This is a genomic window from Pseudomonas sp. (assembly GCF_035277045.1).
GTDB lineage: Bacteria > Pseudomonadota > Gammaproteobacteria > Pseudomonadales > Pseudomonadaceae > Aquipseudomonas.
Map to the genome: position 1 here is coordinate 62,524 of NZ_DATELE010000196.1, position 22,389 is coordinate 84,912.

At 65.3% G+C, this 22,389-nt stretch carries 24 protein-coding genes; 16 read left to right on the forward strand and 8 right to left on the reverse strand.

Features of this window, described 5'->3' with window-relative positions; all coding sequences use genetic code 11:
- Nucleotides 1–3 precede the first annotated feature (3 nt).
- Nucleotides 4–1,740: a C13 family peptidase gene (locus tag VJS90_RS10410; protein ID WP_324121571.1), complete on the reverse strand. Its 1,737-nt coding sequence runs from the start codon at nt 1,738–1,740 to the stop codon at nt 4–6.
- An 85-nt stretch (nt 1,741–1,825) separates the two neighbouring features.
- Nucleotides 1,826–2,281, reverse strand: a complete 456-nt coding sequence (locus VJS90_RS10415) for a MaoC family dehydratase (protein WP_324121572.1) — start codon at nt 2,279–2,281, stop codon at nt 1,826–1,828.
- Between the two features lie 159 nt (nt 2,282–2,440).
- Here VJS90_RS10415 and VJS90_RS10420 point away from each other — a divergent pair, with 159 nt between their 5' ends.
- The 3 genes from VJS90_RS10420 to VJS90_RS10430 are packed head-to-tail and all read left to right on the forward strand — an operon-like array spanning nt 2,441 to nt 4,116.
- Nucleotides 2,441–2,803 (forward strand): CidA/LrgA family protein, encoded by a 363-nt coding sequence (locus VJS90_RS10420; RefSeq protein ID WP_324121573.1) that lies wholly within the window; start codon nt 2,441–2,443, stop codon nt 2,801–2,803.
- A complete protein-coding gene (locus VJS90_RS10425) occupies nt 2,800–3,516 on the forward strand; it encodes an LrgB family protein (RefSeq protein WP_324121574.1) in 717 nt (238 codons plus the stop codon). Before VJS90_RS10420 ends, VJS90_RS10425 begins: the two co-directional genes overlap by 4 nt.
- A gap of 9 nt (nt 3,517–3,525) precedes the next feature.
- Nucleotides 3,526–4,116, forward strand: a complete 591-nt coding sequence (locus tag VJS90_RS10430) for an LON peptidase substrate-binding domain-containing protein (RefSeq protein ID WP_324121575.1) — start codon at nt 3,526–3,528, stop codon at nt 4,114–4,116.
- Here the strand turns inward: VJS90_RS10430 and VJS90_RS10435 are convergent, their stop codons facing one another.
- Together VJS90_RS10435 and VJS90_RS10440 are read right to left on the reverse strand one after the other, a co-directional pair.
- Nucleotides 4,117–5,433: a bifunctional DedA family/phosphatase PAP2 family protein gene (locus tag VJS90_RS10435; protein ID WP_324121576.1), complete on the reverse strand. Its 1,317-nt coding sequence runs from the start codon at nt 5,431–5,433 to the stop codon at nt 4,117–4,119.
- Nucleotides 5,434–5,436: 3 nt separating this feature from the next.
- On the reverse strand, nt 5,437–6,129 hold the full coding sequence (locus VJS90_RS10440; protein WP_324121577.1) for a DNA-3-methyladenine glycosylase: 693 nt from the start codon (nt 6,127–6,129) through the stop codon (nt 5,437–5,439).
- Between the two features lie 250 nt (nt 6,130–6,379).
- Here VJS90_RS10440 and VJS90_RS10445 point away from each other — a divergent pair, with 250 nt between their 5' ends.
- The 13 genes from VJS90_RS10445 to VJS90_RS10505 all read left to right on the forward strand — a co-directional run bounded on the left by VJS90_RS10445 (nt 6,380) and on the right by VJS90_RS10505 (nt 18,708).
- Nucleotides 6,380–7,651 (forward strand): glutamate-5-semialdehyde dehydrogenase, encoded by a 1,272-nt coding sequence (locus tag VJS90_RS10445; protein WP_324121578.1) that lies wholly within the window; start codon nt 6,380–6,382, stop codon nt 7,649–7,651.
- A gap of 22 nt (nt 7,652–7,673) precedes the next feature.
- Nucleotides 7,674–8,327, forward strand: a complete 654-nt coding sequence (gene nadD, locus VJS90_RS10450; RefSeq protein ID WP_324121579.1) for a nicotinate-nucleotide adenylyltransferase — start codon at nt 7,674–7,676, stop codon at nt 8,325–8,327.
- A gap of 45 nt (nt 8,328–8,372) precedes the next feature.
- Complete coding sequence (rsfS, locus tag VJS90_RS10455; RefSeq protein ID WP_324121580.1) at nt 8,373–8,795, forward strand: ribosome silencing factor; 423 nt, start codon at nt 8,373–8,375, stop codon at nt 8,793–8,795.
- A gap of 9 nt (nt 8,796–8,804) precedes the next feature.
- Nucleotides 8,805–9,272, forward strand: coding sequence for a 23S rRNA (pseudouridine(1915)-N(3))-methyltransferase RlmH (gene rlmH, locus VJS90_RS10460; protein WP_158460618.1), 468 nt, complete (start codon nt 8,805–8,807; stop codon nt 9,270–9,272).
- Between the two features lie 13 nt (nt 9,273–9,285).
- Entirely contained in the window at nt 9,286–11,175 is a 1,890-nt protein-coding gene (mrdA, locus tag VJS90_RS10465; RefSeq protein ID WP_324121581.1) for a penicillin-binding protein 2, read from the forward strand.
- Between the two features lie 38 nt (nt 11,176–11,213).
- Entirely contained in the window at nt 11,214–12,317 is a 1,104-nt protein-coding gene (gene rodA, locus VJS90_RS10470) for a rod shape-determining protein RodA (protein ID WP_324121712.1), read from the forward strand.
- Nucleotides 12,318–12,334: 17 nt separating this feature from the next.
- Nucleotides 12,335–13,345 (forward strand): lytic murein transglycosylase B, encoded by a 1,011-nt coding sequence (gene mltB, locus VJS90_RS10475; RefSeq protein ID WP_324121582.1) that lies wholly within the window; start codon nt 12,335–12,337, stop codon nt 13,343–13,345.
- Nucleotides 13,345–14,364: a septal ring lytic transglycosylase RlpA family protein gene (locus VJS90_RS10480; RefSeq protein ID WP_324121583.1), complete on the forward strand. Its 1,020-nt coding sequence runs from the start codon at nt 13,345–13,347 to the stop codon at nt 14,362–14,364. The genes mltB and VJS90_RS10480 overlap by 1 nt, the downstream gene beginning before the upstream one ends.
- 131 nt (nt 14,365–14,495) lie before the next feature.
- Nucleotides 14,496–15,656, forward strand: a complete 1,161-nt coding sequence (locus VJS90_RS10485) for a D-alanyl-D-alanine carboxypeptidase family protein (RefSeq protein ID WP_324121584.1) — start codon at nt 14,496–14,498, stop codon at nt 15,654–15,656.
- 75 nt (nt 15,657–15,731) lie between these two features.
- Nucleotides 15,732–16,007, forward strand: a complete 276-nt coding sequence (locus VJS90_RS10490) for a DUF493 domain-containing protein (RefSeq protein ID WP_324121585.1) — start codon at nt 15,732–15,734, stop codon at nt 16,005–16,007.
- A complete protein-coding gene (lipB, locus tag VJS90_RS10495; protein ID WP_324121586.1) occupies nt 16,007–16,654 on the forward strand; it encodes a lipoyl(octanoyl) transferase LipB in 648 nt (215 codons plus the stop codon). Before VJS90_RS10490 ends, lipB begins: the two co-directional genes overlap by 1 nt.
- A 2-nt stretch (nt 16,655–16,656) precedes the next feature.
- Nucleotides 16,657–17,676: a lipoyl synthase gene (gene lipA / locus VJS90_RS10500; RefSeq protein WP_324121587.1), complete on the forward strand. Its 1,020-nt coding sequence runs from the start codon at nt 16,657–16,659 to the stop codon at nt 17,674–17,676.
- Nucleotides 17,677–17,751: 75 nt separating this feature from the next.
- Nucleotides 17,752–18,708, forward strand: coding sequence for an LD-carboxypeptidase (locus VJS90_RS10505; protein ID WP_324121588.1), 957 nt, complete (start codon nt 17,752–17,754; stop codon nt 18,706–18,708).
- 236 nt (nt 18,709–18,944) lie between these two features.
- Here the strand turns inward: VJS90_RS10505 and VJS90_RS10510 are convergent, their stop codons facing one another.
- The 4 genes from VJS90_RS10510 to lptE all read right to left on the reverse strand — a co-directional run bounded on the left by VJS90_RS10510 (nt 18,945) and on the right by lptE (nt 22,379).
- Complete coding sequence (locus tag VJS90_RS10510; RefSeq protein WP_324121589.1) at nt 18,945–20,264, reverse strand: lytic murein transglycosylase; 1,320 nt, start codon at nt 20,262–20,264, stop codon at nt 18,945–18,947.
- A 61-nt stretch (nt 20,265–20,325) separates the two neighbouring features.
- Entirely contained in the window at nt 20,326–20,490 is a 165-nt protein-coding gene (gene arfA, locus VJS90_RS10515) for an alternative ribosome rescue factor ArfA (RefSeq protein WP_324121590.1), read from the reverse strand.
- 209 nt (nt 20,491–20,699) lie between these two features.
- Nucleotides 20,700–21,737: a DNA polymerase III subunit delta gene (holA, locus tag VJS90_RS10520; RefSeq protein WP_324121591.1), complete on the reverse strand. Its 1,038-nt coding sequence runs from the start codon at nt 21,735–21,737 to the stop codon at nt 20,700–20,702.
- Between the two features lie 36 nt (nt 21,738–21,773).
- Nucleotides 21,774–22,379 carry an LPS assembly lipoprotein LptE gene (lptE, locus tag VJS90_RS10525; protein ID WP_324121592.1) on the reverse strand — a complete coding sequence of 202 codons (606 nt, stop codon included), beginning with the start codon at nt 22,377–22,379 and terminating at the stop codon, nt 21,774–21,776.
- Between the last annotated feature and the right edge of the window lie 10 nt (nt 22,380–22,389).

Sequence of the window (22,389 nt, forward strand, 5' to 3'; positions counted from 1 at the left end):
AGCTTAGTGGTTTGCAGGGGTTTTTTCCTGCTCCGCCTGGGCTGGTGGTCGCGCATCGCTCTGCAAGGCCTTCCGGGCCTGCTGCTGGCGCAGTCGCTGCCAATGGCCAAGCACAGCGGGAGGAGCCCAGAGCTGAGGTTCGGAGGCTTCGAAACCTTCTGTCCTTTCTCGTTCGGCAACAGTGGCGCTCGCCAGTTCAAACGCCTGTTTCAGATCGTCGGTCTGGTTCAGTGCCTGGGCGAACAGGGCATCGCCAAAGTAGGTGAAGTCGGCTTCTTCCGAGCAACCGAACGACACCCTGTCCGGCCGCGCCGCCGTCATGATCAGCGTGCGGTCGTCCTTGAGCGGGGCGATATAACCCCCGGAATAACACGCGGAGATGACGATTACCTTGTCGCGATGTTCCAGTGGCGCCAAAGCGCTGGCCAGTTCACTGGCGGTCATGTCGGCCAGCTGCAGGCGCGGCTGGTCGAGCACCAGCTGGTGATCCTGGCTTCCGTGGCTGGTGAGGTAGATGAAGATCAGGTCTTCGGGGCCGCTGCGCTCGGCCAGGGCCTGGGCGGCGCGGGTGAGGTTCTCGCGGGTGGCCATGGGACGGTCGGCGAGGTGATCGCGGTGGTTCACCAGGGTGACCTGGCCGCGCGCGCCAAAACGCACCTTGAGCAGCCGGCTGACATAATCGGCCTCACGCAGGAACACGCTTTGCTGGCCGTCGCCCGCCAGCACCAGGCTGTACAGCTCGATCGGCGGAGCAGAGCGGGGCAGGCGGTCCAGCGATTGCTCCAGCAGCCTGCCCTGGTTCAGCAGCGCCAGCTCGAGCGGGTCGGGGAGCAGCTTGCCTTTCTCGTCTCGGACACGCAGACCATTGACCCAGGCGCCGCCCTCGACCTGGCCATTGCCTGATGTCAGCCGTCCGTGGCCCTGGTAGGCGTCGTTCTCGAAGCCGCCCACATAATGGCTGCCATCAGCCAGTTGCAAGCGGCCCTGGCCGCTAAAGCGCCAGTCGCGGAAGCCACCCTTGTAGTGGCTGCCGTCGCTGCCCAGCAACTCGCCTTCGCCCATCAGCGAGCCGTCCTTGAATTCGCCTATCCACACATCGCCCTCGGCGTTTTCGTAGCGGCCGCGGCCTTCCAGGCGGTTGTCCTTGAATTCGCCAATGTACTGCTCGCCCTCGACACTGTTGAACGTTCCGGCGCCCTGCAGCAGGCCATCGACAAAACGGCCACTGAACTGGTTGCCGCTGGCATCGCTGCGCACCCCGGCACCATTGGGCTTGCCTTTGCTGAACAGGCCCTGGTAGCGGCTGCCGTCGGCCAGGTCGAGCTGGCCGGCGCCGTCGTACTGGTCTTCCTTGAACTGGCCGCGATAGACGCTTTCATGTTCCTTGAGCGTGCCCTCGCCATCGCGCCGGCCGTGCCTGAACGTGCCGCTGTAGTGGCTGGCCAGGGTGCTCAGGGTGCCCACGCCCTGGAACAGGCCTTCCACGAACTGCCCGCGATAGACCTCGCCATTGCTCCCATGCCACTCACCCTGGCCATGCCACTGGCCATCGTGGAAGGCGCCCGCGTACCAGCTGCCATTGGGGTAATCGATGCGACCTTCGCCTTGAAGCAGGCCATCGACCACCTCGCCCCGGTAGCGGCCGCCATCGGGCAGGCGCGCGTCCGGCGGTGACAGCGACTCGCCGTCACCACAGGCGGCGAGCAACAGGATCAGGACGATAGGGGCGAGTTGGCGCATGGCGGGGTCCGGGAAAAAACAAGCCCGGGAGTATGCCGCACAATGCGCCGGATGAGACAGCCGCAGCCGTCGAGTGTTCTGTGTTTCAGACGAAGCAGAGCGTGAGGGGCTCGGCAATGTAGGCGGGCTTCTCCTCGCCTTCGATCTCAAGGGTGGCCGTGGCCTTGAGCAGCCACTGGCCTGGGCGCTTCTCTGTGGCCTCGACCAGTTCGACCTTCAGGCGCACCTGGCTGTCGACTTTGACCGGCTGGATGAAGCGCACGCTGTCCAAGCCGTAGTTGACGACCATCTTCAGCCCTTCAGGGAGCACCAGGATGTCTTCCATCAGCTTGGGGATCAGCGACAAGGTCAGGAAACCATGGGCGATGGTGCCGCCGAACGGCGTCTGGGCCGCCTTCTGCGGGTCGACGTGGATGAACTGGAAGTCCCCGGTTGCCTCGGCGAACAGGTTGATGCGCGCCTGGTCGATCTTCAGCCACTGGGAGCGGCCCAGTTCCTTGCCAACATGCTGCGACAGTTCTGCAACGGGTACGTAGGGCATCGCGGTCTCCAGAGCGTCATTTTGAGTAGGGTGGTACGAGAGTCCAAGATCAGCACGGCATCGGGGTGTGGTCAAGTCGCCATGACGTCGGTGAATGCCGGGTTATAGCCGCTCGCCCGGCATGCTTATAATGGCGCCGGGCCTTGATGGGAGATCCCTATGTTGTTGCGTGGTTTGACCTGGCTGGTGCTGTTCCAGCTGCTGGGCACGGCGATCAATCACTTGCTGATGCCGGTACTGCCGGGGCCGATCATTGGCCTGCTGCTGTTGCTGGCCTTCCTGATGGCGCGCGGCGAGGTGGGCAAGCCGCTCAACGACGCGGCCAGCAGCCTGCTGCGCTATTTGCCGTTGCTGCTGGTGCCGCCAGCGGTGGGGGTGATGGTCTACGCCAAGGATATCGCGGCCGACTTCTGGGCGATCGTCGGTGCGCTGATGATCTCCGCACTGTTGACCCTGGTGTTCGTCGGCGTGCTGATGCAGCGGCTGATGCGGCGTCAGGTCAAGCGCGAGGAGCAGCCATGATGCTCGACTGGCACGGCGCGGTCGACGCGGTCATCCATCACCCGTTGTTTGGCATTGGCATCACCCTGGGCGCCTACCAGCTGGTGCTGGCCGCCTTCGAGAAGACCCGCTGGATCTTCCTGCAGCCGGTCCTGGTATCGATGCTGCTGGTCATCGGCGTGCTGCTCGCCTGCGGCATCAGCTACGGCGAATACCGCAAGAGCACCGAGATCATGAACATCCTGCTGGGCCCGGCCACCGTGGCCTTGGCAGTGCCGCTGTACCTCAACCTGCGGCGCATCCGCCAGCTGTTCTGGCCGACGTTTACTACGCTGGTAGTCGGAGGCCTGTTCGCCACCGTGGCGTGCCTGCTGCTGGGGTGGTGGTTTGGCGCCGAGCACATGATTCTGATGACCATGGCGCCCAAGTCGGTGACTTCGCCGATCGCCATGCTGGTGGCCGAACAGATCGGCGGCGTGGCGGCCCTGGCCGCGGTGTTCGTGTTGATCACCGGGGTGATCGGGGCCATTTTCGGCCCGGCGTTGCTGTCACGTTGCGGGGTGCTGAGTCCCGAGGCGCGTGGCATGTCGCTGGGCATTACCGCGCATGCCGTCGGTACCTCGGTGGCATTGCAGGAAAGTGACGAGTGCGGCGCCTTTGCCGCGCTGGCGATGAGCCTGATGGGCGTGGCCACGGCGGTGTTCCTGCCGCTGGCCGTCAGCCTGGTGGCCTGAGGACATGAAATGACGCTTCCGCTGTTTCCCCTGAATACGGTGCTGTTTCCTGGCTGCCTGCTCGACCTGCAGATTTTCGAGGCACGCTACCTGGACATGATCGGCCGCTGCATGAAGCAGGACGGCGGTTTTGGCGTGGTGTGCATCCTTGAAGGCGAGCAGGTCGGCAAGGCCCCGCAAGGTGTGGCGACGATCGGCTGCGAAGCGCTGATCCGCGATTTTCAGCAGCAGGACAACGGCCTGCTGGGCATCCGGGTCGAAGGCGTGCGGCGTTTTCGGGTCGAGCAGACCGAGGTGGAGAAAGACCAGTTGCTGGTGGCCGAGGTGCAATGGCTCCCCGAACGGCCGGACACGCCACTGACCGAGCACGACGACGACCTGCTGGCGCTGCTCACGGCCTTGGGCGAACACCCGATGGTGGCCTCCCTGGATATGCCCAGGGCGGTGGACGGACAGCAGTCGCTGGCCAACCAGCTGGCCTACCTGCTGCCCTTCATGGAAGAAGACAAGCTCGACCTGCTGGCCATCGATTCGCCCCGCCGGCGCCTGGAGGCGATCCAGTCGTTGCTGGAACGCATCCAGGGCGAGCTCTTCGCCTGACTAATATTGGTAACGCAGCAGCGCCTGGGGCAGTGCGTAGAGGGCGAAGAAGGCCAGCAGCGCGATGCACGAGGGCAACACCAGCCACCAGACCTTGAGCGGCAGGGCGTTGAGCGGCTCGCGCTGCTGCGTCAAGGTCAGGCACAGGGCGCAGACGCAACAGGCCAGCAAGGCCCCCGCAAGCACGTCCGTCGGCCAATGCGCCCCCAGGTAGACGCGCGAGAGCGCGATCAGCAGCGCGGGCAGGCAGCCCAGCAGGATCCAGGTCAGGCGCATGCGCGGTGGCTGCCCACGCCCGGCAAGCACCGCCAGCGCCAGAAAGAATGCGAACGAGGCGGAGCTGTGGCCGCTGGGCATGCTGTAGGACGTCAGCGGGTCGGTCAGCACTTCTGGCCGCGCCCGGGCGAACAGCCATTTCAAGGTGCCGTTGGCCACGGCGGTTCCCAGCAGCACGCTGCCAGCGAAAACCGCGTGGCGCCACTGCCGGGCGAGCAGCAGCAGGCTAGTCAGCAGCACGCCAAGGATGAGTTGGTGACTGAAGTCGCCAAGCCGTGTGATGACCACCACGGCGGCGTCCAGGGACTGTCGGCGATGCTCCTGGATCAGCGTCATCACGCCTTGGTCGAACTCATGCAGGTACGGCCAGCCGAGGAACACCGCGGCCAGCGCCAGCAGGCTGGCGCCGGCGACCAGTCGGGCGCCATGGCGATGCCGGCGCAGGCTGCTGTTGATGCTCAGGCCCACCAGTATCGCCAGCCCCCCGGCAATCAGCCCCGCGTCCAGCCAGAAGCCTTCGGGCAATGGCAGGCGCATCGCCGCCCCGGTCGTCCAGCCTGGCAGCAGGTAGGCAACCGACCACCCGGCTCCGGAGACGATGCTGACCGCGATGAAGCGCGGCAGCGGCATGTCGAACATGCCGGCGACCATGGGCAGCATGGGTCGCAGCGGGCCGATGAAGCGCCCGACCAGCAGGCTCGCGATGCCGTAGCGCTGGAAGTAGGTCTCGGCGCTGCCAATCCACTCGGGGTGATGGCGTATCAGGGGCAGTCGGCGGATGTTCTGGTGGAAGCGCCGTCCTAGCGTGTAGGACACCGCATCACCGAGCATGCCTCCAAAGAAGCCCAGCATCAGCGTCTCGCCCAGTGACAACGCGCCGCTGCCCGCGAGCACGGCAACGGCGAACAGCAATACCGTGCCCGGCACGATGATCCCGGCGATGGCCAGGCATTCGATACAGGCCACCACGAAGATTGCCAGGCCAAGCCACTGGGGGTTGGCGCTGAGCCAGCCGGTCAGGCTGTCGAGCCATTGGCCCATGTTTCAGCTTCCTTGTTGGAGAATGAAAAAGTCGCGCCCTTCGACTTGGCCCCGGCGCAGGGGGTTCCTTGTGCAGAAACGGGCATATTCGGCATCGACGAAGCGGTATAGCAAGTGTTCGTCCCGGCCGTGGGGAATACCGAGGCGAGTGGTCTGGATAATGTGTTTCGGATTTATTCCGCTGTCCTCGACATAGAGGCGTTCCGCGTCGAAACGCTGGGCGTCCCAGTGCGGCACTTTCAGGCCCAGGGCCTTGCACAGCAGGGTCTGCCCCGCGCACAGGCGCTCGGGCGGGCGCAGCTGGCCGCTGGCGTCGGGGTTGTTGAGCTGCATCCGGGCCAGGCTATTGGCGTCCGAGAGCGCGTCCTGCCAGGGGAAGGCCGACTTGATCAGCACGGCATTGCCTGGCCCGTTGGCGCTGAAGTTCAGCGAATCGCCGCCCCGGGCGTAGTACATGTAGATATGGCCGCCGTCCAGGAACAGCGCCTTGCGCTTCTCGGTGTAGCCGAGCGACGCGTGGCTGCCCTTGTCGGTGAGGTAGTAGGCCTCGGTCTCGATGATCCGCGCCGCCAGCCACAGGTCACCGTGACGGTGACGAATCACCTTGCCCAGCAGTTCCTTGGCCAGGGTCTGGGCGTCACGATCAAAAAAGCTGTCGGGCAGCGCGCGGGCGGGGCAGGGGGCTGTGTCGGGCATGCGCAGGGCTTCGCGATCCAAAGGGTGTGAGGATAGCAATTTATGGGTTTCTTACACATTGGTGGGTGGTGGATGAGGTTGCATGAGGCGCAATGGTGCCCGATCCCCTGTAAGATATTTCGACACCAGCTGATACATCTTTCCGTCCCACCCCACCCCCCATTTCAGACCATCCGCCAGCCACCGCTGGGCGTATACCTGCGCGCCAGTTATAATCAGCCGATTTCCCCTTTGCCAAGACACCGAGCCCATGACTGAGTCCGTTCTTGACTACATGACCCGCCTGGGTCGCGCCGCTCGCGAGGCTTCGCGGGTGATCGGCCGTGCCAGCACCGCGCAGAAGAACCGCGCCCTGCAGGCGGCGGCCGATGCCCTCGACGCCGACCGCGACGCGCTCACCGCAGCCAACGAACAGGACCTGTCCGCTGGCCGCGCGAGCGGGCTGGACGCCGCGCTGCTCGACCGCCTGGCCCTGACGCCTGCGCGCATCGACGGCATGATCACCGGCCTGCGCCAGGTCGCCAGCCTGCCGGACCCGGTCGGCGCCATGCGCGACATGAGCTATCGGCCATCGGGCATCCAGGTCGGCAAGATGCGCGTTCCGCTCGGGGTAATCGGGATCATCTACGAATCACGTCCGAACGTGACCATCGACGCCGCCAGCCTGTGCCTGAAGTCGGGCAACGCGACCATCCTGCGCGGCGGTTCCGAGGCCATCCATTCCAACCGCGCCATCGCCGCCTGCATCCAGCGCGGCCTGGCCGAAGCCGGCCTGCCGCCCGCCGTGGTGCAGGTGGTCGAGACCACCGACCGCGAGGCGGTGGGCGCACTGATCAGCATGCCCGAATACGTCGACGTGATCGTCCCGCGCGGCGGCCGCGGCCTCATCGAGCGCATCAGCCGCGACGCGCGCGTGCCGGTGATCAAGCACCTGGACGGCATCTGCCACGTGTACGTGGCCGAGCACGCCGACCTGGACAAGGCCTGGGGCATCGCCCTCAACGCCAAGACCTACCGCTACGGCATCTGCGGCGCCATGGAAACCCTGCTGGTCGACCAGCGCGTGGCCACCGACTTCCTGCCCGAGATGGCCCGCCGCCTGCGCGACAAGGGCGTCGAACTGCGGGGTTGCGAGCGCACGCGCGCGATCATCGAGGCATTGCCAGCCAGCGAAGACGACTGGCACACCGAGTACCTGGCGGCGATCCTGTCGATTCGCGTGGTCGACGGCCTCGACCAGGCCATCGAGCACATCAACCACTACGGCTCGCATCACACCGATTCGATCGTCACCGAGCACCAGGGCCTGGCCCGGCGCTTCATCGCCGAGGTCGACTCGGCGTCGGTGATGCTCAACACCCCGACCTGCTTTGCCGACGGCTTCGAGTACGGGCTGGGCGCGGAAATCGGCATTTCCACCGACAAGCTGCACGCCCGTGGCCCGGTCGGCCTCGAAGGCCTGACCTGCGAGAAGTACGTGGTGATCGGCGACGGCCAGCTGCGCGGCCAGGGGTCCTGCTGATTTGAGTCAGGCGACCACGCCCGTGCGCGGGGCTGTCCGGCGTGTCGGGATTCTCGGCGGCACGTTCGACCCGGTGCATATCGGCCACCTGCGCAGCGCGCTCGAAGTGGCCGAGTTCATGGCCATGGACGAGCTGCGGCTGCTGCCGAACGCGCGCCCGCCGCACCGCGACACCCCGCAGGTGGCGGCGCGGGACCGCCTGGCGATGGTCGAGCATGCGGTCGAGGGCGTGGATCGCCTGAGTGTCGACGCCCGCGAGCTGGCGCGCGACAAGCCTTCCTATACCATCGATACCCTGGAGTCGATCCGCGCCGAACTCGCCGCCGACGACCAGTTGTTTCTGGTGCTGGGCTGGGATGCCTTTTGCGGCTTGCCTGGCTGGCATCGCTGGGAAGAGCTGCTACAACACTGTCACATCCTGGTGCTGCAACGCCCGGATGCCGACGTCGAACCCCCGGACGCGCTGCGCAACCTGCTGGCGGCGCGCTCCGAAAGTGACCCCACGACCCTGTCCGGGCCGGCGGGCCACATCTCATTCGTCTGGCAGACTCCGCTCGCGGTGTCGGCCACGCAGATCCGACAGCTGCTGGCCAGCGGCAAGTCGGTGCGGTTCCTGGTGCCGGACGCAGTACTGGCCTACATCGATGCGCACGCCCTTTACCGTGCGCCGAACTGAAGGCGCCACACGGCGCCTCACCCAAACGAGTTGAACGAGTTTTATATGAAAAAGCAAAGCAACATCACTGCCGAAGAACTGGTCGAACTGACCAAGGCAGCCCTGGAAGACGTCAAGGCCCAGGACGTGCAGATCATCGACGTGCGTGAGAAGCACAGCCTGACCGACTACATGATCATCGCCACCGGTACCTCCAACCGCCAGATCAGCGCCATGCTGGAAAAGGTCCGCGAGCAGGTCAAGGCCAAGGGCGTGCAGCCACTGGGCGAAGAAGGCAAGGGCGACAGCGACTGGGTCCTGCTGGACCTCAACGACGTCATCGTGCACATGATGACCGCCGCCGCTCGCCAGTTCTACGACCTGGAGCGCCTGTGGATGGGCGCCGAGCAGAGCCGTGCCGCCGATGGCAAGCACCACAGCCCGGATCACGCCCACAGCTACTCCGACAACCTGAAAGACCGGGAATAAGGAAGCGCTGTGCGTCTGCGTCTGATCGCGGTCGGCTCGCGCATGCCCCGATGGGTCGAGGATGGCTGGCATGAATATGCCAAGCGCCTGCCCTCGGAGCTGGCGCTGGAGCTGGTGGAAATTCCGCTGAACACCCGTGGCAAGAACGCCGATGTCGCCCGCCTGATCCGTCAGGAAGGCGAGGCGATGCTGAGCAAGGTGCAGCCAGGGGAGCGTATCGTCACCCTGGAAGTCCACGGCAAGCCGTGGAGCACCGAGCAGCTGGCGGTCGAGCTCGATCGCTGGCGGCTGGACTCGCGCACGGTCAATTTCATGGTTGGTGGCCCGGAAGGGCTTGCGCCAGAGGTCTGCGCGCGCGCGGAGCAGCGCTGGTCGCTTTCACCGCTGACCCTGCCGCACCCGTTGGTAAGGATACTGATCGGCGAACAGCTGTACCGTGCCTGGACCGTCTTGTCCGGGCATCCTTACCACAAATGAGCCTGTAAGCTTCATGTCGCAGCCGATCCGCCTCAAGGACCACGAGAAAGACGCCCGCCTGGTGCGTAACCGCGTCGTGGTCGGTGCGGTGGCGATCATGCTGCTGATCGGTGTGCTGATTGCCCGGCTGTATTTCCTGCAGGTGATCCAGTACGACTATCACTCCACGCTGTCGGAGAACAATCGGGTGCATGTGCAGCCGATCCCGCCGACCCGCGGGCTGATCTACGACCGTAATGGGGTGATCATCGCCGATAACCGGCCAAGCTTCAGCCTGACCATGACCCGCGAACGGTCTGGCGACTGGCAGCAGGTGCTGGACGTGATCGTCGAGGTGCTGCAGCTTTCGGCGGACGACCGGGCCCTGTTCGAGAAGCGCATGCGCCAGGGCCGCCGGCCGTTCGAACCGGTGCCGATCCTGTTCGAGCTGACCGAGGACCAGATCGCCCGGGTCGCCGTGAACCAGTTCCGCCTGCCCGGCGTCGAGGTGTCGGCGCAGCTGGTGCGACACTACCCGCAGGGCGCGCATTTCGCGCACTCGGTCGGTTATGTGGGGCGGATCAACGAGAAAGAGCTCAAGACCCTCGACCCGGTCAACTACAGCGGTACCCACCATATCGGCAAGACCGGCATCGAGCGCTTCTATGAAGCCGAGCTGCACGGGCAGGTCGGTTACGAAGAGGTGGAAACCAATGCACGTGGCCGGGTGCTGCGGGTGCTCAAGCGCACCGACCCGATTCCCGGCAAGGACATCGTCCTGGGGCTGGACATCAAGTTGCAGGAAGCCGCCGAAGCGGCGCTGGCCGGGCGTCGTGGCGCCATCGTCGCGCTCGACCCGCGCAGCGGCGAGGTGCTGGCGATGGTCAGCCAGCCGAGCTTCGACCCTAACCTGTTCGTCACCGGCATCGGCTTCCAGGCTTACGCCGACCTGCGCGATTCGATTGACCGTCCGCTGTTCAACCGGGTACTGCGCGGGCTGTATCCGCCGGGCTCGACCATCAAGCCCGCGGTCGCCATCGCCGGGCTCGACAGTGGCGTGGTCACGGCCGGCAGCCGGGTCTTCGATCCCGGTTACTACCAGTTGCCCAACTACGACCACAAGTACCGTAACTGGAACCGCAGCGGCGACGGCTGGGTCGACCTGGATCTGGCGATCATGCGTTCCAACGACACCTACTTCTATGACCTGGCGCACAAGATGGGCATCGATCGCCTGTCCAGCTACATGAACAAGTTCGGGCTCGGGCAGAGGGTCTCGCTGGACATGTTCGAAGAATCCTCCGGCCTGATGCCCACCCGCGAATGGAAGCGTGCCACCCGCCGCCAGGCTTGGTTCCCGGGCGAGACGCTGATCCTCGGCATCGGCCAGGGCTACATGCAGACCACGCCTTTGCAGATGGCCCAGGCCACGGCGCTGATCGCCAGCAAAGGCAGGTGGAACCGTCCGCACCTGGCCAAGACCATCGAGGGACAGCCGCCGGTGGACGAGAATCCGATCGACGATATTGTCCTGCGCGACAAGTCCGACTGGATCAAGGTCACCCACGGCATGGAGCAGGTGATGCACAACGCCCGCGGCACCGCCCGCCAGGCCGCCGCCGGGGCGCAGTACCGCATTGCCGGCAAGAGCGGCACGGCCCAGGTAGTCGCCATCAAGCAAGGCGAGAAATACGACCGCAACAAAGTCCAGGAGCGCCACCGTGACCATGCGCTGTTCGTCGGCTTCGCCCCCGCGCAGGACCCCAAGATCGTGGTCTCGGTGATGATCGAGAACGGCGAGGCTGGCGGGCGGGTCGCGGCGCCCGTGATGCGTCAGGTGATGGACGCCTGGATGCTCGACGAGAACGGCCTGCTCAAGGCCGAGTTCGTACCTTCAACCGTCGCGCAGGAAACCGCCCCGTGATGAGTAATTTCGATCGCATGCTCTCCAGCGAGGATGTGATGCGTCGGCGCGCCAGCTTCTTGCAGCGCATCCATGTCGACGGCCCCTTGCTGATCCTGTTGCTGGCCCTGGCGGCCGGCAGCCTGTTCGTCCTCTATTCGGCCAGCGGCAAGAACTGGGACCTGCTGCTCAAGCAGGCCAGCTCGTTCGGCCTGGGCCTGGTGTCGATGTTCATCATCGCCCAGCTCGAGCCCCGCTTCATGGCGCGCTGGGTGCCGGTGGCCTACCTGGGCGGGGTGTGCCTGCTGGTGGTGGTCGACGTGATGGGCCACAACGCCATGGGTGCCACGCGCTGGATCAACATCCCCGGGGTGATTCGCTTCCAGCCTTCGGAGTTCATGAAGATCATCATGCCGGCGACCCTGGCCTGGTACCTGTCCAAGCGGACCCTGCCGCCAGACCTCAAGCACGTGATCATCAGCCTGATGCTGATCGGCGTGCCGTTCATCCTCATCGTGCGCCAGCCTGACCTTGGCACGGCCCTGCTGATTCTGGCCGGGGGCGCGTTCGTGCTGTTCATGGGCGGGCTGCGCTGGCGCTGGATTCTGACCGCGGTCGGCGCGGCGGTGCCGGTGGCGGTGGCCATGTGGTTCTTCTTCATGCACGACTACCAGAAGCAGCGCGTGCTGACCTTCCTCGACCCCGAGAGCGACCCGCTGGGCACCGGCTGGAACATCATCCAGTCCAAGGCCGCGATCGGTTCGGGCGGGGTGTTCGGCAAAGGCTGGCTGCTCGGCACCCAGTCCCACCTGGACTTTCTGCCCGAGAGCCACACCGACTTCATCATCGCCGTGCTCGGCGAGGAATTCGGCCTGGTCGGCATCTGCGCGCTGCTGTTGCTGTACCTGCTGCTGATCGGCCGCGGGCTGGTCATCACGGCCCAGGCCCAGACGCTCTACGGCAAGCTGTTGGCCGGCGCCCTGACCATGACCTTCTTTGTATACGTGTTCGTCAATATCGGTATGGTCAGCGGCCTGTTACCCGTGGTGGGCGTGCCGCTGCCCTTCATCAGCTATGGCGGAACTTCGTTGGTGACGCTGCTGTCAGCGTTTGGCGTTCTGATGTCGATCCACACCCACCGCAAGTGGATTGCGCAAGTTTGAATAAGGTGAACAATTTCATGCAAGCAGTGCGTGGCTGGGCGGCTCGTTGGGTACCGTGGATCGGTGCGATGGGCTTGTTCGGCGCTGTCCAGCAGGCCAATGCCGGAGACTATGACGGCTCGCCCCAGGTCGCTGAGTTCGTCGGTGAGATGACCCGCGACTACGGCTTCGCCGGCGAGCAGCTGATGGGTGTGTTCGCCGAGGTGCAGCGCAAGCAGTCGATCCTCGATGCGATCTCGCGCCCGGCCGAGCGGGTCAAACCGTGGAAAGAGTATCGGCCTATGTTCCTGACCGACGCGCGCGTTGCCCGTGGCGTGGACTTCTGGCGCCAGCACGAGGCAACCCTGGCGCGCGCCGAGCAGGAATACGGCGTGCCGGCCCAGGTGATCGTGGCGATCATCGGCGTGGAGACCTTTTTTGGCCGCAACACCGGCAACTTCCGGGTGCTCGACGCGCTGTCGACCCTGGGCTTCGATTATCCGCCGCGCGCCGAGTTCTTCCGCAAGGAGTTGCGCGAATTCCTCTTGCTGGCCCGCGACGAGCAGCTCGACCCGCTCACGCTGAAGGGCTCGTACGCCGGTGCCATGGGCTTGCCGCAGTTCATGCCCAGCAGCTTTCGCGCGTACGCCGTGGATTTCGACGGTGACGGCCATATCAACATCTGGAACAACCCGGACGATGCCATCGGCAGCGTCGCCAGCTACTTCAAGCAGCATGGCTGGGTCGGCGGCGAGGCGGTGGTCAGCCGCGCGACGGTACGCGGCGAGCATGTCGACGAAGGCCTGAGCCCGGGTATCGACGCGGTCAAGACGGTCGCCGAGTTGCGGGCACTGGGCTGGTCGAGTCATGATGCGCTGCGCGATGATCTGCCGGTGACCGCCTTCCGTCTCGAGGGCGAAAATGGCCCTGAATACTGGCTTGGCCTGAAGAATTTCTACGCGATCACTCGCTACAACCGCAGCGTGATGTACGCGATGGCGGTACATCAGCTATCGGACCTGCTGGTTCAAGCACGGGGCGTCAAGTAATGCGCGTATTGTCCAACTCCACTTCCTTCAAGCTGCTGGCCTGCGCCGCCGCCGGCCTCGTCCTGGCCAGCTGCTCCAGCACCCGCGCTCCGCAAACCCAGCAGCAGGGCGCCGTCGTGCGTGCCCAGCCGGGCCTGGACATCAACCGGGCCCACAAGGACGGCGCGCCGTGGTGGGACGTCGACGTGTCGAAGATCCCTGATGCCACGCCGACCGTGCACACCGGCAACTACAAGGCCAACCCCTACACCGTGCTGGGCAAGACCTACTTCCCCATTCAGGACTCGCGCAACTACCGCGCCGAGGGCACGGCATCCTGGTACGGCACCAAGTTCCATGGCCAGAACACCGCCAACGGCGAGGTCTACGACCTGTACGGCATGAGCGCGGCGCACAAGACCCTGCCGCTGCCGGCCTATGTACGGGTGACCAACCTGGACAACAACCGTACGGTGGTGCTGCGGGTCAACGACCGCGGGCCGTTCTATTCCGACCGGATCATCGACCTGTCCTACGCCGCGGCCAAGAAGCTCGGCTATGCCGAGACCGGCACCGCCCGCGTGCGCGTCGAGGGCATCGACCCGCAGCAGTGGTGGGCCCAGCGTGGCCAGGCCGCGCCGATGGTCCTGCAGCAGCCGCAAGTGGCCCAGGCCAAGCCGCTGCCAGCCACCACCGGGCGTGTCGAGCAATGGACCCCGCCACCGCAGCAGCACGCCGCGGCCGTGGTGCCGGTGCAGGTGGCCAGCAACTCGGCCACCGGCAACCCTGCCATCAGCAACAGCGGCGGCCTGTTCCTGCAGGTCGGCGCCTTCGCCAACCCGGATGCCGCCGAGCTGCTGCGCTCCAAGCTCAGCACCATGGTCAGCGCGCCGGTGTTCATCAGCTCCATCGTGCGCAACCAGCAGACCCTGCACCGCGTGCGCCTGGGGCCGATCAGCAGCCAGGGCGAAGCCCAGCAGATGCAGGACAGCGTGCGCCTGGCCAACCTTGGCCAGGCCAAGGTGGTCACGGCGGACTGACAGCGGAACTGTCAGTTTTGTCATGAAGCGGGTGGCGCGCCCATGTACAATGGTCGTTTTGCCCGCAAGGCCCCGGCCTGATAACGTTTTGCCCATGAGGGCATGAGCCCATTAGCCATTTCGAGAGACGGATGAACATCACCTCCTTTGCCAAACGCCTTTGCCTGCTTGTACCGCTGATGATCACCCCTGCTGCGTTCGCGGCAGAGCAGATGATGCCGTCGCCGCCGCAACTGGCTGCCAAGTCCTACGTGCTCATGGAAGCAACCAGCGGTAACGTCCTGGTCGAGAACAATGGTGACGAGCGTCTCCCGCCGGCGAGCCTGACCAAGCTGATGACCGCCTACATCGCCACCCTCGACATCCGTCGCGGCCAGATCGGCGAAAACGACCCGGTCACCGTCAGCGAAAACGCCTGGCGCACCGGCGGTTCGCGCATGTTCATCAAGGTGGGGAGCCAGGTCAGCGTCAGCGACCTGCTGCACGGCATCATCATCCAGTCCGGCAACGACGCCAGCGTCGCCCTGTCCGAGCACATCGCCGGCAGCGAAGACGCCTTCGCCGACATGATGAACAAGACCGCCGCCGACCTGGGCATGAGCAACAGCCACTTCATGAACCCGACCGGCCTGCCGCACCCGGAGCACTACTCCTCGGCGCATGACATGGCGGTGCTGGCGCGCGCGATCATCCACGAAGACCCTGCCCACTATGCGATCTACTCGCAGAAAGAGTTCTACTGGAACAACATCAAGCAGCCCAACCGCAACCTGTTGCTGTGGCGCGACAAGACCGTCGACGGCCTGAAGACCGGCCACACCGACGAAGCCGGCTACTGCATGGTGTCCTCGGCCGTGCGTGATGGCATGCGCCTGATCGCCGTGGTGTTCGGTACCAACAGCGAGCAGGCCCGTGCCGCCGAGACCCAGAAGCTGCTGACCTACGGTTTCCGCTTCTTCGAAACCCAGACCTTCTACCAGAAGGGCACCGAGCTGACCCAGGCCCAGGTCTGGAAGGGCGCCACCAATGTCGTCAAGGCCGGCCTGGCCGATGACCTGAGCATGACCATGCCCAAAGGCCAGCTCAAGCGCCTGGTTGCCAGCATGACCCTCAATCCCCAGCTGACCGCGCCCATCGCCAAAGGTGACGTGATCGGTAAAGTCGAAGTCAAACTCGATGACAAGGTTGTCCACAGCGCCGACCTGATCGCCCTGGACGGTGTCGAGGAAGCTGGTTTCTTCGGCCGTATGTGGGATAGCATCCGCCTGTTCTTCTACGGGTTGTTCAACTGATACGTGACCTGCCGCGCCCCCGCCTGTTGTAGCGGGGGCGTTGTTGTTGCCACGGCTTACGAGGCCGTTACTGCCATGAGCGAAGCTGACGTCAAGTCGCACAAAATCGAATTCCCTTGCGCCGATTACCCGATCAAGGTCATCGGCGACACTGTTGTCGGTTTCAAGGACACGGTGATCGAAATCCTGAGCAAGTACGCCCAGGTCGACCTGAGTACCCTGGCCGAGCGCCAGAGCAAGGAAGGCAAGTACACCACGGTGCAGCTGCACATCATCGCCACCGGCGAAGACCAGCTGCACAACATCAACAGCGCGCTGCGCGCGACCGGCATCGTCAAAATGGTGCTGTGATGCCAGCCACACTCGGCTTTCGCGATCTCGGTCAGCAGCCCTACGAGCCGGTGCTGGCGGCCATGCGCCGCTTCACCGACGCGCGTACGGCCGAGACCTGCGACGAAGTCTGGCTGGTCGAGCACCTTCCGGTGTTCACCCAGGGCCAGGCGGGCAAGGCCGAGCACCTGCTGGTGCCGGGCGAGATCCCGGTGGTGCAGACCGACCGCGGTGGCCAGGTGACCTACCACGGCCCTGGCCAGCTGGTCGCCTACCTGCTGCTGGATGTGCGCCGCCTGGGCATTGGCGTGCGCGAGCTGGTGACCCGGATCGAGCGCAGCCTGGTCGAGTTGCTGGCAAGTTATGACGTGCAGGCAGCGGCCAAGCCCGATGCGCCTGGCGTGTATGTCGACGGGGCGAAGATCGCTTCTCTCGGCCTGAGGATCCGCAACGGCCGGTCGTTCCACGGGCTTGCCCTTAACGTGGACATGGACCTGGCGCCGTTTCGCCGTATCAATCCCTGCGGGTATGCGGGGCTGGCCATGACCCAGCTGCGCGACCTGGCAGGCCCGATCGAACTCTCCGAGGTCAGGACAAGGCTGCGCGGACAGCTGGTCAAGCACCTCGACTATGCTGAGCAGACGACCCTCATGGGCGGAATCGACTGAATATGACTATTGTGCAAGAAGCCGTGCCTAACCTGATCCCGACCCAGGATGTCACCGCGCGACCGGCCCCACGGCCAAAGGTCGAGGCGGGCGTCAAGCTGCGGGGCGCCGAGAAGGTCGCCCGCATTCCGGTAAAGATCATTCCCACCGAAGAGCTGCCGAAAAAGCCCGACTGGATTCGCGTGCGCATTCCGGTCTCGCCGGAAGTCGACCGCATCAAGCAACTGCTGCGCAAGCACAAGCTGCACAGCGTGTGCGAGGAAGCCTCCTGCCCGAACCTGGGCGAATGCTTCTCGGGCGGTACCGCGACCTTCATGATCATGGGCGACATCTGCACCCGTCGCTGCCCGTTCTGTGACGTCGGCCACGGCCGGCCGAAGCCGCTGGACATCGACGAGCCCAAGAACCTCGCCGTGGCCATCGCCGACCTGCGCCTGAAGTACGTGGTGATCACCTCGGTGGACCGCGACGACCTGCGCGATGGCGGTGCCCAGCACTTCGCCGATTGCATCCGCGAGATCCGCGCCCTGACCCCCGGCATCCAGCTGGAGACCTTGGTGCCCGACTACCGCGGGCGCATGGACGTGGCCCTGGCGATTACCGCGCAGGAGCCGCCGGATGTGTTCAACCACAACCTCGAAACCGTGCCGCGCCTGTACAAGGCCGCGCGTCCGGGTTCGGACTACCAGTGGTCGCTGACCCTGCTGGAGAAGTTCAAGGAGCTGGTGCCGCACGTACCGACCAAGTCCGGCCTGATGCTGGGCCTGGGCGAGACCGACGAGGAAGTGATCGAGGTGATGCATCGCATGCGCGAGCACAACATCGACATGCTGACCCTGGGCCAGTACCTGCAGCCATCGCGCAGCCACCTGCCGGTGCAGCGTTTCGTGCACCCGGACACCTTTGCCTGGTTCGCCGAGGAAGGCTACAAGATGGGCTTCAAGAACGTCGCGTCCGGCCCGTTGGTGCGTTCTTCGTACCACGCCGACCAGCAGGCGCATGAGGCTCGGATCAAGCTCTGAGCCCTTGTGGGTTGACGATGCCGATGCGCGCCGTGAGGCGGCATCGGCATTTTTGTTTGCAGAGGGAACCTACGAATGAACCACGCTTGCACCGCTACCCTGGATTCACGCCTGCCGGCTCCACTGCCGCGCCACGCCCGCTTCGCGATCATCGCCCCGGCGGGGCCAGCCCGGCTGGATGCCGACAAGGCCCGCGACTGGTTCGACAGCCGCGGCTACCAATGTCAGCTTTATCCAGGTGTCAGCGAGTCGGAAGGCTACCTGGCGGGTTCTGATGAGCGCCGCCTGCGAGACCTGCATGATGCCTTCGCCGATCCGCAGGTCGATGCGATCCTGTGCATGCGCGGGGGGTATGGCAGCATGCGGCTGCTCGACAGGATCGACTTCGAGCTGATACGGCGTAATCCCAAGCCGCTGATCGGCTACAGCGACCTTACCGCACTGCATACCGCCATCGCCCGGCATGCCGGTTTCGTCACCTTCCATGGCGCCATGCTCAATGCCGACCTGCTCGGGGAGAAGCTGGAGCCGACGCTCAGCTCATTGCTGGCGCAGCTGCACGGGCGCGTGGGTGAGGGCAGTCTGCTACAACATCCTGCGGCCTATCCGCTGAGCACGGTGCTGCCGGGGGCGGCCAGCGGGCGACTGATGGGGGGCAACCTGTCGCTGCTGGCGGCGACGCTTGAAACGCCGGCAGAGGTGAGCTTCGATGACTGCATCCTGTTTATCGAGGACGTCAACGAGCCGCTGTACCGGATCGACCGTCTGCTGACCCAGCTACGGCTCGCGGGCAGGCTGCAAGGGGTGCGCGGGGTGCTGGCGGGCGATTTCGCGGGGATCACGGTCGAGGCGCTGACGCCGTTGCTGCAGGATATCTTCGGGCCACTGGGCGTGCCGGTGCTGGCGGGGTGGAGGAGCGGGCATTGCAACCCGAACCTGTGCCTGCCGCTTGGCGCGCAGGTGCGTCTGGACAGTGGGGCGGCGGCCCTGACCCTGGAACAGGACCTCTACACAAAGGCCATCCCAGTGTAGGAACAGTGGTTTTGCTGACAAGCCTGGACTTTTCAGTGAAAACTCAAATCCTGTGGGAGCGGGCTAGTCCCGCGATCGGCCCCGAAGGGGCCGTGAACCTGCCTGCGCAGAGTGTTTGACAATACCGGATCGCAGCTTCTACGGCCGCTTCGCGCCCGATCGCGGGACTAGCCCGCTCCCACAGGGCCCGAGCTGCGCTCTGGCTCCCACAGGGCCCGAGCTGCGCTCTGGAGCCCTCAGGGCTGCCTCAGGCTCTCCAGCAGCTTGTGCGTCGGATACCCATCCGCCGGCCAGCCCAGCGCATGCTGCGCGGTGCGGATCGCCTTGCGGGTATTGGCGCCGATGATGCCGTCCGCGTTGCCTGCCTCATGGCCGTTGGCGTTGAGCAGACTCTGCAGTTCCATGCGCTCGCTGCGGCTCAACGGCAGGTCATCCTTGGGCCATGCACCCGCGATGTAACCCCAGTTGGAGAACCGGTCACCCAGCAGGCTTACCGCCAACGCGTACGACGACGAGTTGTTGTACTTGAGAATGGCGCGGAAGTTGTCCAGCACCAGGAAGGCCGGCCCGCGCGCGCCCGCTGGCAGCAGCAACGCCGCGGACAGCTGGTTGCTGCCATCCGGCAGGCGGGTGCCCGCCGGCAGCTTCAGGCCCAGTTGCAGCCACTCGCTGATGGTCTTGCGCTGGGTGCCGTCGGCCAGCCAGTAGTCGAAGCCTGCAGGCGTCTGCACCTCGAAGCCCCAAGGCTGCCCGCGTTTCCAGCCAGAGCTCTCCAGATAGTGCGCGGTGGAGGCCAGCGCATCGGCGGTGCTGTTCCAGATGTCACGGCGCCCGTCACCATCGAAATCGACGGCGTGGGTCTTGTAGGTGGTCGGGATGAACTGGGTCTGTCCCATGGCGCCCGCCCAGGAGCCACGCATGGCCTCTGGCTGGATATCGCCGTTTTGCAGGATTTCCAGGGCTGCCAGCAACTGGTCGTGGGCGAAGGCCGGACGACGCCCTTCATAGGCCAGGGTAGCCAGGGAACGGATCACCGACTTGTTGCCCTGGAAGCTGCCGAAGTTGCTTTCCATGCCCCAGACCGATACCAGCACCTGGCGGTCCACGCCGTAGCGTTGCTCGATACGGCCCAGCAGCTCGGCATTTTCCGCGAGCAGGGCCTTGCCCTTGCGCACACGAACCGGCGACAGGGCGCCGTCGAGGTATTCCCAGACCGGGCGGGTGAATTCAGGCTGGCTGCGGTCGGCCTTGATCACGTCCATGTCGGGCGTGACGTCCTGGAAGGCACGGTCGAACACCCCGGCATTGATGCCGGCCTGCAAGGCTTGCTGGCGGAAGCTGTCCTGCCATTGGGCGAACGTTTGCGCGGGTTGCTGGATCTCGGTGCTGACATCAACGGCCGGGGCGGGCTGGGTGGAAGCGGCGGCGGGCTGGGCTTGCGCCAGCGGAAGAGCGTCGGCGGCGGTGGGTTTTTCCGCGCAGGCGACGAGCAGGATTAGGCTGGAGGCCGCGATCAGCTGGCGGGGTTGCCAGCGCTGGGAAAGACGAAGGGGCATGCACAGGTCCAGGGATTGCAGGTCAGGTGCCGACCATATCATGCCTGTGGTGTTCTTGCCTTCATGCGGCCAAAAAGTCAGAAGCCTCCCAATCTCTCGATTGGAAGGCTTCGCGGCGGTAGCTGCCTTTGCCTTTGCCCGACTGCTCCTGGCGGCAGCGGAACAGCGGTTGGGCGACGATGGACTTGGCTTTGTTGGGGCGTTGCGGTTGCGGCTTTTTGCTCATGGCGCGTCCCGTGTTGGGGGGTGGGTACGGGGCGCACTGTAAGACCAGCGGGGGGTGGTGACCAATTGATTGTATGTATGGATGGTGCGTCAGTACCGGCCTCTTCGCTGGCAAGCCAGCTCCCACAGGTACAACGCCACCCGTGAGATCAGCGCTGTTTCTGTGGGAGCTGGCTTGCCAGCGAAGCGGCCGGCACTGGCATTGCAAGACTACTGGGCAGGAAGCGCCAGACGCTGCCCCGCCATCAACAGGCTCAACCGCGCCAGGCTCACCCACGGTGATCCCTCGGCCTGGCCCTTGATCTGCGCATCGATACGCTGGGCGTCCTGCAGCAGCTGGGCCCAGCGTTGCGCCGACATGCGCTGCAGGGCCTTGCTGACCAGCGGCCGGCGTTTGTCCCACACCGGCGGACGGGCCTGGCTGAAGGCCTTGTCCAGTGGCACGCCCTGGCTGAACTGCTGGGCGAGGCCCGCCAGCAGGCGTAGCTCGCGGGCCAGGGCCCAAAGGATGACCGGTGGCTCGACGCCTTCGCCGCGCAACCCTTCCAGCATGCGCAGGGCATGGGCGGCCTCGCCATTGAGGATGGCATCGACCAGCCCGAACACGTCGAAGCGCGCGCTGTCGGCCACTGCCGCCTGCACGGTTTCCACGGTGATCTGACTGCCTTCGGCCACCAGCTTGAGCTTTTCGATCTCCTGAGCCGCGGCGAGCAGGTTGCCCTCCACCCTCGCCGCGATCAGCTCCACCGCCTCACGCTGGGCCGACAGCCCGGCCTGGGACAGCCGCTGGTTGATCCACTGGGGCAGTTGGTGGCTGTCCACCGGCCAGATCTGGATGAACTGGCAGTGCTGGCCTTCGACCAGTGCCTTGCCCCACTTGGTCCTCTGCGCGCTGGCGTCGAGCTTGGGCAGGCTGATCAGCAGCAGGGTGTCTTCCGCTGGCCGGCTGCAGTACTCGATGAGCGCGGCGGCGCCCTTGTCGCCCGGCTTGCCGTTGGGCAGGCGCAGCTCAAGCAGGCGGCGCTGGGCGAACAGCGACAGGCTGGCGCCGGCCTGGAGCAGGGTGCCCCAGTCGAAGTTGGCGTCGGCACTGAACACCTGGCGCTCGTCGTACCCTTGCTGGCGAGCCGTGGCACGAATGGCATCGGCGGCCTCCTGGCACAGCAACGGGTCATCGCCGCTGACCACGTAGACCGGCGCGAGGTTGCCTTGCAGGTGTTTGTTGAGCTGGGCGGGAGAGAGTTTCATGGGGAAGGGCGGGGCACCGGGGTGCCCCTTTCAGGCTCAGTTGGCGGGCAGTTCCAGGGGCGACTGCTGGGGCGTGGCATCCTGGGCACGAGGCGCGGCGTCCAGCGCCTCGGCCTCGGCACGGGCACGCTCGTCCGCTTCCTGCTGGAGGTGCTCGAGCTGTGCCGGGGTCAGCAGTTGCAGGCGGACCACCATGGCCTGGACCAGCTCCTGGCGCAGTTCGTTGCGCGTGCGCGCGGCATCCTGCTCGGACCCGGTGATGTTGTTGCCGTCGTGGATGTAGACCTTGCGGACCTGGACCTTGTCATCGAGCAGTTGGGCGTTGTTCAGGCCGGCGATGGTGTAGCTCAGCGTCGTGGTGAGCTCGTACTCGGCCGAGCGGCTGCCACCGGTGTAGCTAGCGGCGCGGCGGTCTTCCTGTTCGTTGGTCAGGATCAGCTTGTACGGCGCGCCCGCATGCACGTCGACGCCGCTGTTCTCCAGCACATGGCGCAGCTGGGTGACGGTGTCGCCATAGGCGTTGCGCGCGCTGACATCCAGCTCCTTGATGGCCAGGTCGGTGGTGCCCGTGCCGCGCAGCTGGAAACCGCAGGCGCTGAGCAGTACGGCCAGGCCCATTACCAGCAGATTGCGTTTGATCATGTTGTTGCTC